Here is a 14430-nt window from a genome sequence, read left to right as displayed (position 1 = left end):
GATAGGAGGGCGGGGGCGGCTCAGAGCCGGTTGTCTTCGGTGGGATACTCGTGCCAGTGCAGCTTCTTGCGCAGTGTGGCGTAGTAGTTGTAGCCCACGGGATGCAGCAGGTTGACGGTCTTGTCGGAACGGCGCACGACAATGCGGTCGCCCGGCAGCAGCGACGTCAGGGATTGCATGTCGAAGTTGACGCTTGCGTCGCGGGCGGTGGCCACCTGGATCGTGACCTCGGCATCGAGCGGCAGCACGATCGGCCGGTTGGACAGCGCGTGCGCGGCGATCGGCACCAGCACCAGGCCGGAGAGCGTGGGATGCAGGATCGGGCCGCCCGCGGCCAGCGCATAGGCGGTGGAGCCGGTGGGCGTGGACACGATCAGGCCGTCCGAACGCTGGTTGTACATGAAAAAGCCGTCCACGGAGACGGCCAGTTCGACCATGCCGGAGATACCCGAGCGGTTGACCACCACATCGTTGAGGGCCAGCGCGGAGAAGATCACGCCATCGTCGCGGATCACGCGCGATTCCAGCAGCGTGCGGGTCTCGGCCTCATAGCGGCCGGCCAGCATCTCGGGCAGGGCAGTGGCCACGTCCTCCAGCGGGATGTCGGTCATGAAGCCCAGCCGGCCATGGTTGACACCGATCAGCGGCACGTCATGCCCGGCCAGCTGGCGGGCGAGCCCGAGCAGCGTGCCGTCGCCGCCGAGCACCACGGCCACGTCGGCCTCGCGCCCGATTTCCTCGGCAGTCAGCACGGGGTAGCCGGTCAGGCCAGTGGCCATCGCGGTTTCGCGCTCGAACACCACATCCTGGCCGTTGCGGGAAATGCAGGCCGCCAGTTTCTCGAGAGGACCCTCGATGCCGGCGGTCGAATACCTGCCCACCAGGGCAACGGTCTTGAACGGGGCGCGCGGGGCGCCGGTCTTTGGGGGGGCAGACATGCCGGGATTAGACCATACCGGTGTGACCGTTGTCAGTAGCCGGCCCGCCGCGGCTGCAAAGGTGTTCACGAGCGAGCATGTCATGCCGCCCGAACCGGGTAAACTTGATTAAAATCGGGACATCATGGACGAACGTTCGAAAACGCTTCTCAAGACCCTGATCGAGCGATACATCGCCGAAGGCCAGCCCGTGGGCTCGCGGACCCTTTCCAAGTATTCGGGTCTGGATCTCTCGCCGGCGACCATCCGCAATGTGATGTCCGACCTCGAGGAAATGGGTTTCATCGCCAGCCCGCATACGTCGGCCGGACGCATCCCCACGCCGCGCGGCTACCGTCTGTTCGTGGATACGATGCTGACGGCGCAGCCGCTGGAGCGCGCGCCCGAGTTGGCGGCCGAGCTGGCCGAACTGACGGGCCAGATCCAGGGTCAGCTGGGCGGGCAGCAGCTGGGGCACCAGCGGATGATCACCGCCGCCGCCCATACGCTGTCCCACCTGTCGCACTTTGCCGGCGTGGTGATGACTCCGCGACGCACGCAGTCGTTCCGGCAGGTGGAATTCATGCGACTGTCGGACAGGCGCATCCTGCTGATTATTGTCAGCCCGGAAGGCGATGTGCAGAACCGCATCATCCAGACCGAATTGCCGTACACGCCGGCCCAGCTGATCGAGGCCGCCAATTTCTTCAATTCCCACTACGCCGGCATGAGTTTCGATGCCGTGCGCTCCCACCTGCGGGTGGAACTGCAAGACCTGCGGCGCGACATGTCGACGCTGATGCAGGCGGCAGTGGATGCGGGCAGCAGCGCCATGGCCGAGGAAGAGGACCAGGTGTTCATCTCCGGCGAGCGCAAGCTGCTGGAAGTGGAAGACCTGTCGTCGAGCATGGACAAGCTGCGCCGGCTTTTCGATGTCTTCGAGCACAAGACCAACCTGTTGCAGTTGCTGGATGTGTCCAGCCACGCGCAAGGGGTGCAGATCTTCATCGGCGGGGAAAGCCAGCTCGTGCCGCTGGAAGACATGGCCGTCATCACGGCGCCGTATGGCGTGGATGGCCAGATCGTCGGCACGCTTGGCGTGATCGGCCCGACCCGCATGGCGTACGAGCGCGTCATCCCTATCGTCGACATCACGGCGCGACTGTTGTCCAGCGCGCTCAGCCAGAACTAGTGGCGCGCGGCGCGTGTCTCCTGTTCATCCCCCATGCGTGATGCATGGCGGGGCCGACCTTGCCTCCCCGAAGCGCTCCCGGCAGTCTCAACGGAAAACCCATGACGTTTTCGCCTGAACCGGCCTACCAGCACGGCCAGCCGCCGCGCACCGCGATCCTGCTGATCAACCTGGGCACGCCTGACGCTCCCACGCCCAAGGCGGTGGGGCGCTATCTGAAAGCCTTCCTGTCCGACCCCCGCGTGGTGGAGATTCCGCGCCTGCTCTGGCTGCCGATCCTGCACGGACTGATCTTGCCATTCCGGTCGCGCGCATCGGCACTGAAATACGAGTCGATCTGGTTACGCGAGGCCCACATGACGGGCTCGCCCCTGCTGGTCTATACGGAGCGCCAGGCCCATGCGCTCCAGCAACTGATGCATCAGCTGGGGCACGATGTGACGGTGGCCTGCGCCATGCGCTATGGCAATCCGTCGATTGCGTCGGTCATGGAGGCGCTGCGTCGCCAGGGCACCGAGCAGATCCTGCTGTTGCCGCTGTATCCGCAGTTTTCCGGCACCACGACGGCCACGGCCTTCGACGAGGTTTTTCGCGTGCTGGCCGAATGGCGCAACCAGCCAGAAATGCGGCTGATCAAGCATTTTCATGACCATCCGGCTTACATCGGCGCGCTCCACCAGCAGGTGGGGGCATACTGGGCCCAGCACGGGATGCCCGATTTCGCCCGGGGCGACAAACTGATCCTGTCTTTCCACGGCCTGCCGCGCCGCCTGCTGGATCTGGGCGATCCCTACCATTGCGAGTGCCTGAAAACCGGGCGGTTGCTGGGCGATGCGCTGGGACTGCAGCCGGGGCAATATCAGGTGACCTTTCAGTCGCGTTTCGGCAAGGCCGAATGGCTCCAGCCCTACACCGCGCCCACGCTGGTGGAGCTCGGCAAGGTCGGCACCCAGCGCGTGGACGTGTTCTGCCCGGGCTTCCCGGCGGACTGCATCGAAACGCTCGAAGAGATCGCCATGGAAGGTCAGTCGGAATTCCGGGTGGCTGGCGGCAAGGATTTCCATTTCATTCCTTGCCTGAATGATTCCGAGGTCTGGATCGCGGGGTTGGCGGAGATGGCGCTGCAGCATTTGCAAGGCTGGTCGCTCGGCGCGCCGCATCCGCACGAGCTGGAGGCGCGGCGCACGCGGGCACAGACCCGAGGGGCGGCGGCCTGAAAGCCGGGTAGCACCGGGATGAAAACCGGATTGAGGTCCGGGTTGAGGACAAGATGATGCAAGTGGATTTCGAACCCGACGCGCGGCTGCGTATCGACAAGTGGCTGTGGTGCGCGCGGTTTTTCAAGACACGATCGCTGGCGGCGGAGGCGGTGGAGCGCGGCCGGGTCGAGGTGAACGGCCAGCCCTGCAAGAATTCACGCGAGGTGAAGCCGGGCGATACGGTCGTGCTGGAGGCGCACCAGCAACGCTGGGAGGTGGTGGTCAAGGGCATCAGCGCGTCGCGCGGGTCGGCGCCCATCGCCCAGACGCTCTTTGCGGAAACCGAAGAGAGCCAGGCGCGGCGAAGCACGGACGCCGAGCGGCGTCGCTACCAGACCGAGCCGACGGCGCAACTGCAAGGCCGGCCAACCAAGCGCGACCGGCGCAGGATCGACGGTTTCAGAAGCTGAGCGGGGCGATGACGGAATTGCGGAGAAAAACAGGACGCGCCGGGGCGGGGGCGCCTCGGCGGGGCGGGATCAGAGGGACGTGACGATTCGGAGCGGAATCAGCGAACGTAATGGACGAGGTAGTGCTTGAATACGGCCTTGCCGCTGCCATACTCGGTTTCGCGCGGGGTGAACGCGCCGGACAGGCAGATGAATACTGTCATCACCGATAGCGCGGCGACCAGGCAGAGCGTCACGACAGGAAGCTTGTGCATGGCGAACCTTCCAAAAGATGCACCAAATTGATCCACCTTTGTGCTCCCGTTATTTTTGACATTTTTCTCTCATGAATCTTAGTGTTTGCGTTGCAGCAAAGCAATCACCACTCGATTTCATCAATCGAGGCTTTGTAACGGCGTATTTCGGCGTCTCTGAACCTTCACACTTGAAAAACGGGTAGCCGACACCAAGTCCGGCTAGACTTGCCGGTTTGGCATCCGAGCCACCCGACGGCCTGCGTCAGGCGGGCCGAGTTTTAGTATTTGATACGGATTGATACGGATCGACATGGAAGAACAGAATCAGACGCCATCCTCCAACGCGCCGCAGGCGGCCGACGACGTGACCCGCGCCCAGGTGCAGGGTGTGGAAGCTGCCAGCGGGGACGATGTGGCCCGCCTGACGCAGCAGGTGGCAGACCTGGAAGCCAAGGCCAAGGAGCATTACGAATTGTTCCTGCGCGCCACGGCAGAGGGCGAGAACATCCGCCGCCGTTCGGCGGAAGAGGTGTCCAAGGCCCACAAGTTCGCGATCGAGAACTTTGCAGACAACTTGGTGCCGGTGATGGACAGCCTGCAGGCTGCGCTGGCCGACAACACCGGGGACCTCGTCAAGTTGCGCGAAGGTGTGGAGCTGACCGCCCGCCAACTGGCTGCTGCCTTCGAGCGCGGCAAGATCGTCGAAGTGAACCCGGTGGGCGAGAAATTTGACCCGCACCGCCATCAGGCAATCTCGATGGTGCCGTCGGAGCAGGAACCCAACACGGTGGTCAATGTGCTGCAACGCGGCTACATGATCGCGGATCGCGTGCTGCGCCCGGCACTGGTGACGGTCTCCGCGCCGCGCTGAGATCCCGCCGGGCCCCGGTGCCCGGCAAGCCGCCATGCCAGACGCCCGGTGCTTCCCAATGCGCCGGGCGTTTTTGTTTGTTCCTGGAGGAATTTGCCATGTCCGACGACAACCATGCCGAGCGATCTGACGGCCATGCAGCGGCCCCTCACCTCGACCACCGGGCATTCGACGCCTTCGACATGACGGAAGTCGATGGCGGAACCATCGACGCCGCCATCGCCGCAGCCGGTGACGATCTGGTCTGTGTGTTTTTCTGGGGTGTGGATTGCTTCAATTGCGAGATGGCCAAGAAGGCGATGCTCGCCAATCCGGAGCCGATCCGCGCGCTGAACCTGCGGTGGTTGCACGCCAATGTCTACGCGCACCCCGAACTGGGTCGTCGATTCGGCCTCCATGGCATTCCCGTATTCATGTTCTTCCACCGGGGCAAGAAGCTGGGCCGCGCCACCGGCTGGCACGGCCACGGCCAGTTTGCCGCGGCGGTAGGCAATGCGCGGCTCAAGGCGGATGGCAAGCCGCTCGCGGGCTAGGGCTCGACGACTGGTCGGTCCGATCGTTGATATGACGCGTTGACGACGAGGCCCGCGCCTGACGCGGGCGTCGCGGCATGGCGTCAGCGCGACAGCGCGTAGCCAAGCCGGAACTGCCATGGCGTCTTCTGGTTGTAGTCGAGCAGGCTCTCGCCATACCCATAGAAATAGCCGGCCATCAGGTAGCCCGCCGTGCCCGGCACCAGTCGCGCGAGCGGGTAGGTCACCTGGGCGTCGATGCTGCCGTAGCCCTTGCGGGTCCCCTTGCGCAGCGTGGCCGAGAACTCCCACGAATCCGGCCGGCCATAGGCCAGGTTCAGGTCCATGTAGCCGCGATAGTGGGGGATGTCCTCGTTATCGTCCTTGCCCACATAGGCGTAGAGCTTGGGCGCGACGCGCCAGTGCCAGTCGGTCTGGTCGCCAAAGTACATCGTGGGCTTGATGAACAGCGTGTTGATGCTGCGTGACTCGGCACCGTCGCGGCCGTTCGATTCGTGCTCGAAGCCGGTGGCCAGCGACAGCCGGCTGATCACGCTGTTTTTCACGCCCGTGTCGGACAGGTAGTAATAGAGGCTGGGCCGGTAGTTGGTGTCGCGGAAGGGCCGCGACTCGTCGTGCAGGTCCCACAGCGAGAACTGTGTGTAGGCGAAGTAGAGGTTGTCGAGCAGGCTTTTCGACGACGGATTCTCGCCTTCGAAGATCCGGTATTTGAAGCTGATCTGGAACTTGGCGTTGGCGCCATCGTGCGCGCCGAACATGATGTACATCGGCTCGTTGAACGACAGGCGCTGGGCATCCCGGAGATCCGCTGGCGCGGGGCCGGCGGTGGGGCCGTTGGCAGCGGAGACGACTGGCGTTATGGGCACCCGCGTGCCGGCCTCCGAGGTCGGCGTGCCTTGGGCCGTGGCCGTGTCTTTCTGTTCGATGGTTGCTGGCGCCGTTGCCGTGGCCACGCCCGTAGCCGGTGCCTCGGCCGGCGTCGGGGTCCGGTTCAGGGTGACCAGCACTGGCGCGGCATCGATGCCGGCGACGTCGAGCCGTACCTGGCCGCGCATGTCCGCTGGCCATTCGGCGCTGTAGGCAATGGTGCGATTTTCGCCCTGGCGCAGCTTCAGGATGGCCGGTCCGCCGCCTTCACGCTTCATCGTGATGCGTACCGGCGCGCCGAGGTCGGCCGAGGCGGTGACCTGCAGCGTATCCGGCACCGCATATTGGCGTGTGTCGCGGTCGGCACTGACCAGCAATGTCAGCGTGAGCGGCCGGGTGCCGTCGATGACACGGGGTGGTTGGAGGAGGGAGACCGCGGCGTGTGCCGGGATCGGGCAAATCAGCGCAAGCAGAAGGGTAGCCGCGCTGCCGAAGCGGGCGCGGCGTGGCACGGAGCTGGACATGGGCATTGCACGCCACGCCGGCTCGAATGCCGGTGACGGGAGCGTGACAAAGTTCTGGATGTCCGGAAGCCTATCACGTGGCCTCAACGCGGCTTGTGACGAAATGTTCTCTGCGCCGGCCCCGCGCCCCGGATCACGCGTACGGCAGGATCAGCGGGCGGCGCGGCGCTGGATGCTATCGACGTAGGCTTGACCGTCGGGTGGCATGCCGGTGCGTTGTGCGTTCCACAGCATTTCGCCCAGGCATTCCATGATCTGGTGCTGGGCTTCGTGCGGGGAGTCGAGCCGACGCGACAGCGCCTCATAGGCCATGCGAATGCCCGGTGGCTGGTCGATCGATACCTGTTCGGAGATCGATAAATGCATCGCCAGGTGCAGGAACGGATTGGTCTGACCGCCTTCGGGGGTGTAGTCGCGGGTGAGCGCAGCGTCGGTATCGGTCAGCAGGGACTGGTACTCGGGATGCTGGTCGATCCAGTCGACGGCGATGACTTCCAGCGGGGTCAGGATGCTGCCCGCGACGCGCTTCTGCCAGGCTTCGCAGAAGAATCGGCGGACTTCTTCTCGTGAGGGATTAAACATGATGGCCGATATTGTAGACGAGGCCCTGCATGGCTGCCGGCCGTCGCCCGCGCACCATTAGAATGCAGGGTTCGCCTATATCCCCAACCATTCATGTCTGCTACCGCCTCCGGTACCCTTGGCCACGCTCGCGGCACGCTTGCCGGTGTGCTGCTGATCGCGGCCTCCGCCAGCGCCTTTGGGGCCATGGCCATCTTCGCGCGCTATGCCTTTGCCTCCGGTGCCGACGTCTACGGCCTGCTGGCTGTGCGATTCACGCTGGCCGCCATCGCCATGGCGGTGGTCATGCGCGCGCGGGGCATCCGGCTGCCACATTGGCGGCGCGTGCTGGCGCTGGCGGCAATGGGCGGCATCGGCTATGTCAGCCAGTCTTACTGCTTTTTCACCGCGTTGAACTATGCGCAGGCCAGCCTGGTGGCCTTGCTGCTGTATCTGTATCCGCTGTTCGTGACGATCCTGGCGGCGGTCTTTCTTAAGGAGAGACTGACGACGCCAGCCGTGATCGCCCTGGTGTTGTGCTCGGTCGGGGCGGGGCTGACCGTCGGCGGCGGACAGGGCAGTCCGCTGGGCATCGCGCTCGGTGTGGCTGCGGCGGTGATCTACTCGATCTATATCGTGGTGGGTGCGCGCGTGACGGCCGGGGTCAATGCGATTGCCACCACCACAGTCATCTGCACCGCGGCGGCGCTGGTCTACCTCACACTCGGCATCTTGCGGTCGGCGGCCGGCACGCCGCCGCAGTTTCCGTCCGATGCGGGCGGCTGGCTGGCGATGCTGGCCATCGCGCTGCTTTCCACGGTGTTGGCGATCCTGACGTTCTTTGCCGGACTGCAGCGGCTGGGGGCTGCCAAGGCGTCAATGCTGTCGACGCTGGAGCCCGTGGTCACCGTGGTGCTCGCCGCCGTGTTGCTTGGCGAGCACATCAGCGCTGCCCAGGCGGTCGGCGGCGGCCTCATTCTTGCCGGTGTGCTCTGGCTGACACGGCGCGCCAGCGGCACGCCGCCGGCCGATGCATCGGGCAAACAGCAGGCAGGCTAGACGTCGTTCAAATCCATAGGAGGCTGGCGAAGGAGGCCGACGAACGGAATTGAACAATTCCGTCAAACGGGCAGTTCGGCCGTTCGCGCATGCTTCGGTACAATCGCGCTTTCTTTCATCCTAAAATCCCGGAAAGCGCGCAATGAAATCCGTCGATCAGGCAGTCCTTGCACAATTGTTCACCGAAGCCCGCACCCACAACGTGTGGCAAGACAAGCACGTGGACGACGCGCTGCTGCAGCAGATCTATGCCGCGATGAAGTTCGGCCCGACCGCGGCCAACAGCTCGCCGGCCCGTATCGTGTTTGTGAAGTCGGCGGCGGAAAAGGCACGCCTGGTGGATTGTGTGGCTCCCGGCAACGTGGACAAGACTCGCTCGGCACCCGTGACCGCGATCATCGCCTTCGACAACAATTTCCACGACCAGCTGCCGAAGCTGTTCCCGCACGCCGACGCCCGTTCGTGGTACGCCGGCAACGACCAGAAGATCGCTCGCGATGCGCTGGTGAACAGCTCGCTGCAAGGCGGCTACTTCATCCTGGCCGCACGTGCGCTGGGTCTGGACTGCGGTCCGATGGGTGGCTTTGATGCCGCCAAGGTCAACGCCGCGTTCTTCCCGGACGGCAAGTGGTCGGTCAACTTCCTGGTGAACCTGGGCTATGGCGTGGCCGAGCAGTTGCATCCGCGCAACCCGCGCCTGTCGTTCGACGAAGCCTGCCGCATCGTCTGATTCGATAGCCGGTTGCAATTGTTGGCTGCAATACCCAGCTGTAATACCCGGCTGTAATACCCGGCTGAAATAGCCGGAAGGCGCTGTCAGGCGGCGACCCATGCGGGTCGCCGCTTTTGCTTCGTACGAGTGCTTTGTACGGCTGCCTGCTACTTCGGCGCCGGTGTTTTTTCCTTGAACTCGCAGAGCGGTTCGATGGCGCAGTGCCAGCATTCGGGCTTGCGCGCCTTGCACACATAGCGGCCGTGCAGGATCAGCCAGTGGTGCGCGTCGTGCAGGAACTCCTTCGGCACCACTTTCAGCAGCTTCTGTTCGACGATGTCGACGTTCTTGCCCGGGGCGATCCCGGTGCGGTTGGATACGCGGAAGATATGGGTGTCGACGGCAATCGTCGGCTGGCCGAACGCCGTGTTCAGCACCACATTGGCGGTCTTTCGTCCGACACCCGGCAGGGCTTCCAGCGCTTCCCGATCGGCAGGAACCTTGCCGCCATGCCGCTCGACCAGGATCCGGCAGGTCTCGATGACATGCTTCGCCTTGGTCTTGTACAGGCCGATGGTCTTGATGTAGTCGATCAGCCCGGCTTCGCCGAGCGCCAGCATCTGCTGAGGAGAATGCGCGACGGGAAAGAGCCGTCGCGTGGCCTTGTTGACGCCGACGTCCGTGGCCTGCGCGGACAGCAGCACCGCGATCAGCAGCTCGAATGGCGAGCTGTATTCCAGTTCCGTGGTCGGGGCCGGGTTGACCTCACGCAGGGTTTCGAAAATCGCGCGGCACTTGGCGGTATTCATGAGTGCGAATTGTTCTTGTCGCTGCCGTTGTTGTTGTCGCCGGTGCTACTGCCTCCAGCGTTGGAGTCGGGCGCCGGCGTGAGGCCGGCCCTGGCGCGGCGCGCTTCGGCGGCATCGATCTGCGCCTGCACGGCTGGCGACACGTTTTCCGTGTTGCGCGGTGTCGCGGCGGCCTGTTTCTGGCGCGCACGTTCGATGGCAGCCTGGATGATGGCCTTCTTGCGTGCCTGGGCGGCTTGCTCGGCATCTGTCACCACGGACTCGGCCTGCAGCGCTTCCAGCTTGGCGGCGGCCTTGGCGGCCAGGCGTGCTTCGTTTTCCTCGCGCTCGCGGACCAGTCGCGCACGGCGTGCCATGTAGCGGTCGTGCGCGGTATCGGCCTGCGCCTGCGACCACGCGGCCCAGCCGGTCAATTCGCCCGTGACGGGAATCATGGCGATGCAGTCCACGGGGCAGGGCGCCACGCAGAGGTCGCAGCCGGTGCACCAGTCTGGCAGCACTGTGTGCATTTGCTTGGGCGCCCCGACGATGGCATCGACGGGGCAGGCCTGGATGCAGAGGGTGCAGCCGATACACAGCGATTCGTCGATGCGGGCCACCGCGCGCGGTTGTTCCACGCCGCGGTCGGGGTCCAGCGGCAGCGGATCGGCGGCCAGTGCGGCGGACAGCCGGACGATGCCCTCGGCCCCGCCGGGCGGGCAGCGATTGCTTGCAGCCTCGCCGCGCGCCATGGCTTCGGCATACGGGCGGCAGCCATCGAACCCGCATTTGGTGCATTGGGTTTGCGGCAACAGGGCTTCAAGGCGGTCCGCCAGTGTGGCGGCTGAGGGGGTGATGGTCACGACAGCGAAGGACAAATCCGGGGGCGGCTGGAATCTCGACCGTCTCTGGCGGACGGTGCGGCAAGGATTATCCCCGATTTCAAGAAAGGGCAGAAACGGCGATCATGCGCGCGTCGCCCGAGTGGGCGACAAGCCAATGCCTTGTGCCATAATCCGCGCAATCGACAGACCGGGACTTCATGTCAAACGAGCCAAGAACCAAGCGGGATCCCGAAGGCACGCGCCGGCGTATCCTTGCCGCCGCCACCGAAGAATTTGCCAAGGGCGGACTGGCCGGCGCGCGCGTCGACCAGATCGCTCGCCGGGCCGAGACCAACGAGCGCATGCTGTACTACTACTACGGCAGCAAGGAAGGCCTCTTCCTGGCCGTGCTGGAGAAGCAGTACGCCGAGTTTCGCATGGACGAAGAGCGGCTCCATATCACCGACGAAGACCCGGTTGCGGCAGTGCGCACGCTGGCCCGCTTTGTGTGGGACTGGTACTACCAGCATCCCGAGTTCATCCGGCTGGTCAACAGCGAGAACCTGCACGAGGCGCGGCACCTGAAGAAGTCCGCGCAACTGCATCAACTGATCAACCCCGTGGTCAATGTGCTGGCGGACATCATTCGTCGCGGGCAGCAGCAGGGTGTGTTCCGCGATAACGTGGACGTGCCGCAGTTCTACCTGACCATCTCGGCGCTGGGCTACTACGTACTGTCCAATCGCTACACGATCAGCGCCGTGATCGGGCGCGACGTGGCGTCCGAAGACGAGCACGCGCGCTTTGCGGAGCTGCACACGGACATGCTGCTGTCCTACCTCGCGAAGCGCTGATTCCGCTTCACACGGTCTGGAAACAAAAACGCCCGCGAGGTCATCGCGGGCGTTTTTGTTTTTACTTTTAGCCGGTGCAGCGGGCGCCGTGTGCCGGTCAGCGGTACTTGCGGATGAAGTCGCGCAGTTCCGGGTAGATATTCTCGCGCCAGCGGCGGCCCGAGAAAATCCCGTAGTGGCCGCACTTTGGCGCGGTCACGTGCTGCTTGTGTGCCTTGGGAATGCCGGAGCAGAGTTCGTGTGCGGCGGCGGTCTGGCCGGCGCCTGAAATATCATCGAGCTCGCCCTCGACCGTCATCAGCGCAGTGCCCTTGATGTCCTGCGGACGCACCGGCGCACCATCGATTTCCCACGTGCCATTGGCCAGGCGGAATTCCTGGAAGACCTCGCGGATCGTGTCGAGGTAATACTCGGCGGCCATGTCCAGCACCGCGTTGTATTCGTCGTAGAAGCGCACGTGCGCCTCGGCATCGTCCGCATCGCCTTCGATCAGGTTCAGGTAGTAGTCGTAGTGCGACGACAGGTGGCGGTCCGGGTTCATCGCCACGAAGCCCGCGTGCTGGAGGAAACCCGGGTACACGCGACGGCCGTGGCCCGGATAGTTCGCCGGCACCGTGTAGATGACGTTGTTCTCGAACCACTCGTAGGATTTGTTCGTCGCCAGGGAGTTGACGGCGGTCGGGCTCTTGCGAGCGTCGATCGGGCCGCCCATCATCGTCATGGTGCGCGGCGTCTTCTCACCGGCCGAGGCCATCAGCGAGATCGCGGCCAGCACCGGCACGGTCGGCTGGCACACGGAAACCACATGCAGGTTTTCCGCGCCGATATGGCGGATGAATTCCTGGATGTAATAGATGTAGTCGGACAAACGGAACGCGCCGGCGTCGGCGGGGACCATGCGGGCGTCGACCCAGTCCGTTACATAGACCTTGTGGTCCTGAAGCAGGGTGCGCACGGTGTCGCGCAGCAGCGTGGCGTGGTGGCCGGACAACGGCGCGCAGACCAGCACGACGGGCTCGTCCTTGAGCAGCTTGATGGTTTCCGGATCGTCCGCGTAGCGCTTGAAGCGCACCAGCTTGCAGAACGGCTTTTCGAAAACGGTTTGCTCGACGATCGGGATGTCCCGGCCGTTGGATCGCACGGATTTGATATCGAAGGCCGGTTTTTCGTATTCCTTGCCAAGCCGGTAGAGCAGTTCGTAGCCGGCGGCCAGTCTTGGCGCGCCAGGTACAAGCGACAGGGGGCTGAGGGGGTTGGTAAATGTCTTGGCGGTCGCCTGAGCCCACGCGGTCAGCGGGTTCAGCATCGAGCGCTGGAATTCATGCAGTTGGTAAAGCATGCCGGTTACCTGTCTTGCCTTTCTTGTTGGGCGATGTTCTCGCCGCAACAATTATGCCCGCAATCGAACGATCGTGCTTTGCAGCATACGCGTCCACGTTACCCCCGTAAGCCAGAAGGACAATAGGACAATGGCCTGAATTCAGAGTGACAACGCACTAAAGAAATGAAAAAGGCGACCGGAGTGGCCTCTCGGTCGCCTGGTGCGGCAGTTTATGTTGCTTTTTGGTGCAGCCGCCGCTCAGGCAGGCTGCATCGGATTGCCTTAGTAGACAGCAGAGATCGCGTTGACGACGGCGTCGATGTTGCGGCTGTTCAACGCTGCCACGCAGATACGTCCCGTGCCCACGGCGTAGATGCCGTGTTCGTTGCGCAGGCGATCCACCTGGGCCGACGACAGACCCGAGTACGAGAACATGCCGCGCTGGGCCTTCACGAACGAGAAGTCGCCCGGCACGCCCTTGGCGGCCAGCTTGTCCACCAGCGCGTTGCGCATGAGCTTGATGCGGTCGCGCATCTCGCCCAGTTCCTGCTCCCACATGGCACGCAGTTCCGGGCTGTTCAGCACCGTGGCGACCACCGTGCCGCCGTGCGTCGGCGGGTTGGAGTAGTTGGTGCGGATCACGCGCTTGATCTGCGACATCACGCGCTGGGCTTCGTCCTTGCTGGTCGTCACGATCGACAGGGCGCCCACGCGCTCGCCGTACAGCGAGAAGCTCTTCGAGAACGAGCTCGACACGAAGAAGGGCAGGCCGGAATCGGCGAACAGGCGCACGGCGGCGCCGTCCGGGTCGATGCCGTCGGCAAAGCCCTGGTAGGCCATATCCAGGAACGGGATCAGGTTGCGTTCCTTCACCAGCTCGACCACTTGTTTCCACTGGGCGTCGGACAGGTCCACGCCGGTGGGGTTGTGGCAGCAGGCGTGCAGCACAACAATCGTGTTGGCCGGGTAGGACTTCAGCGATTCCACCATGCCGGCGAAGTTCAGGCCGTGGCTGGGGGCATCGTAGTAGGCGTAGTTCACCACCGGGAAGCCGGCGGATTCGAACAGCGCGCGGTGGTTTTCCCAGCTCGGGTCGCTGATGGCGACCTTGGAGTCCGGGTACAGGCGTTTCAGGAAGTCGGCGCCGATCTTCAGCGCGCCGGTGCCGCCGAGTGCCTGGGCGGTCACAACGCGGCCTTCGGAGATCAGGGCCGATTCCTTGCCGAACAGCAGGGTCTGCACGGCCTGGTCATAGGCCGCGATCCCTTCGATAGGCAGGTAGCCGCGCGGGGTGGCGGTTGTCAGGCGGGCTTTTTCAGCTTCCTGCACGGCGCGCAGCAGGGGGATTTTCCCTTCGTCGGTGAAGTACACGCCAACGCCCAGGTTCACTTTGGTGGCGCGGGTATCGGCATTGAACGCTTCATTCAGGCCCAGGATCGGGTCGCGCGGGGCCATCTCGACGGCAGAAAACAAACTCATTTGGGATCTCGTGGTCAGCTGTG

16 protein-coding genes are annotated in these 14430 nt (G+C 64.2%); 8 read left to right on the top strand and 8 right to left on the bottom strand.

What is annotated here, in order from left to right; translation table 11 throughout:
* Positions 1 to 20 precede the first annotated feature (20 nt).
* On the bottom strand, positions 21 to 938 hold the full coding sequence (locus tag BLR29_RS19745; protein WP_092138730.1) for an NAD kinase: 918 nt from the start codon (positions 936 to 938) through the stop codon (positions 21 to 23).
* Between the two features lie 124 nt (positions 939 to 1062).
* Between BLR29_RS19745 and hrcA the strand changes: the two genes are divergently transcribed.
* From hrcA to BLR29_RS19730, 3 genes are all read left to right on the top strand, one after another.
* A complete protein-coding gene (gene hrcA / locus BLR29_RS19740; protein ID WP_092138729.1) occupies positions 1063 to 2109 on the top strand; it encodes a heat-inducible transcriptional repressor HrcA in 1047 nt (348 codons plus the stop codon).
* Positions 2110 to 2210: 101 nt separating this feature from the next.
* Entirely contained in the window at positions 2211 to 3326 is a 1116-nt protein-coding gene (gene hemH, locus BLR29_RS19735) for a ferrochelatase (RefSeq protein ID WP_092138728.1), read from the top strand.
* A gap of 56 nt (positions 3327 to 3382) precedes the next feature.
* Positions 3383 to 3778: an RNA-binding S4 domain-containing protein gene (locus tag BLR29_RS19730; protein WP_092139146.1), complete on the top strand. Its 396-nt coding sequence runs from the start codon at positions 3383 to 3385 to the stop codon at positions 3776 to 3778.
* Between the two features lie 98 nt (positions 3779 to 3876).
* Here BLR29_RS19730 and BLR29_RS32485 read toward each other — a convergent pair whose 3' ends face one another.
* On the bottom strand, positions 3877 to 4032 hold the full coding sequence (locus tag BLR29_RS32485) for a hypothetical protein (RefSeq protein ID WP_176861000.1): 156 nt from the start codon (positions 4030 to 4032) through the stop codon (positions 3877 to 3879).
* A gap of 292 nt (positions 4033 to 4324) precedes the next feature.
* Here BLR29_RS32485 and grpE point away from each other — a divergent pair, with 292 nt between their 5' ends.
* Positions 4325 to 4885, top strand: a complete 561-nt coding sequence (gene grpE / locus BLR29_RS19725; protein WP_092138727.1) for a nucleotide exchange factor GrpE — start codon at positions 4325 to 4327, stop codon at positions 4883 to 4885.
* A gap of 98 nt (positions 4886 to 4983) precedes the next feature.
* The gene (locus BLR29_RS19720; RefSeq protein WP_092138726.1) at positions 4984 to 5418 is read left to right on the top strand and encodes a thioredoxin family protein; all 435 of its coding nucleotides are present in this window, start codon (positions 4984 to 4986) and stop codon (positions 5416 to 5418) included.
* Positions 5419 to 5501: 83 nt separating this feature from the next.
* On the opposite strand, the gene BLR29_RS19715 is transcribed toward BLR29_RS19720, so the two are convergent.
* A complete protein-coding gene (locus BLR29_RS19715) occupies positions 5502 to 6815 on the bottom strand; it encodes a phospholipase A (protein ID WP_369804661.1) in 1314 nt (437 codons plus the stop codon).
* Between the two features lie 144 nt (positions 6816 to 6959).
* On the bottom strand, positions 6960 to 7391 hold the full coding sequence (locus tag BLR29_RS19710; RefSeq protein WP_092138725.1) for a DUF1841 family protein: 432 nt from the start codon (positions 7389 to 7391) through the stop codon (positions 6960 to 6962).
* 93 nt (positions 7392 to 7484) lie between these two features.
* Between BLR29_RS19710 and BLR29_RS19705 the strand changes: the two genes are divergently transcribed.
* Together BLR29_RS19705 and BLR29_RS19700 are read left to right on the top strand one after the other, a co-directional pair.
* The gene (locus BLR29_RS19705) at positions 7485 to 8429 is read left to right on the top strand and encodes a DMT family transporter (RefSeq protein ID WP_092138724.1); all 945 of its coding nucleotides are present in this window, start codon (positions 7485 to 7487) and stop codon (positions 8427 to 8429) included.
* Between the two features lie 142 nt (positions 8430 to 8571).
* Positions 8572 to 9159, top strand: coding sequence for a malonic semialdehyde reductase (locus BLR29_RS19700; protein WP_092138723.1), 588 nt, complete (start codon positions 8572 to 8574; stop codon positions 9157 to 9159).
* 149 nt (positions 9160 to 9308) lie between these two features.
* Here BLR29_RS19700 and nth read toward each other — a convergent pair whose 3' ends face one another.
* A complete protein-coding gene (gene nth / locus BLR29_RS19695) occupies positions 9309 to 9950 on the bottom strand; it encodes an endonuclease III (RefSeq protein WP_092138722.1) in 642 nt (213 codons plus the stop codon).
* A complete protein-coding gene (gene rsxB, locus BLR29_RS19690) occupies positions 9947 to 10807 on the bottom strand; it encodes an electron transport complex subunit RsxB (RefSeq protein ID WP_255371329.1) in 861 nt (286 codons plus the stop codon). The genes nth and rsxB overlap by 4 nt, the downstream gene beginning before the upstream one ends.
* Before the next feature lie 164 nt (positions 10808 to 10971).
* On the opposite strand from rsxB, the gene BLR29_RS19685 reads away from it, so the two are divergent.
* The gene (locus BLR29_RS19685; RefSeq protein WP_092138721.1) at positions 10972 to 11607 is read left to right on the top strand and encodes a TetR/AcrR family transcriptional regulator; all 636 of its coding nucleotides are present in this window, start codon (positions 10972 to 10974) and stop codon (positions 11605 to 11607) included.
* Between the two features lie 97 nt (positions 11608 to 11704).
* On the opposite strand, the gene BLR29_RS19680 is transcribed toward BLR29_RS19685, so the two are convergent.
* Together BLR29_RS19680 and BLR29_RS19675 are read right to left on the bottom strand one after the other, a co-directional pair.
* Positions 11705 to 12946 (bottom strand): polyhydroxyalkanoate depolymerase, encoded by a 1242-nt coding sequence (locus BLR29_RS19680; RefSeq protein ID WP_092138720.1) that lies wholly within the window; start codon positions 12944 to 12946, stop codon positions 11705 to 11707.
* 264 nt (positions 12947 to 13210) lie between these two features.
* Entirely contained in the window at positions 13211 to 14407 is a 1197-nt protein-coding gene (locus BLR29_RS19675; RefSeq protein WP_092138719.1) for an amino acid aminotransferase, read from the bottom strand.
* Positions 14408 to 14430 lie beyond the last annotated feature (23 nt).

The sequence above is a fragment of the Cupriavidus sp. YR651 genome, assembly GCF_900101625.1.
In the GTDB taxonomy this organism is placed as follows: domain Bacteria; phylum Pseudomonadota; class Gammaproteobacteria; order Burkholderiales; family Burkholderiaceae; genus Cupriavidus.
The sequence above is the reverse complement of the archived record's forward strand: the minus strand, read 5'-3'. Positions and strand labels throughout refer to the sequence as shown.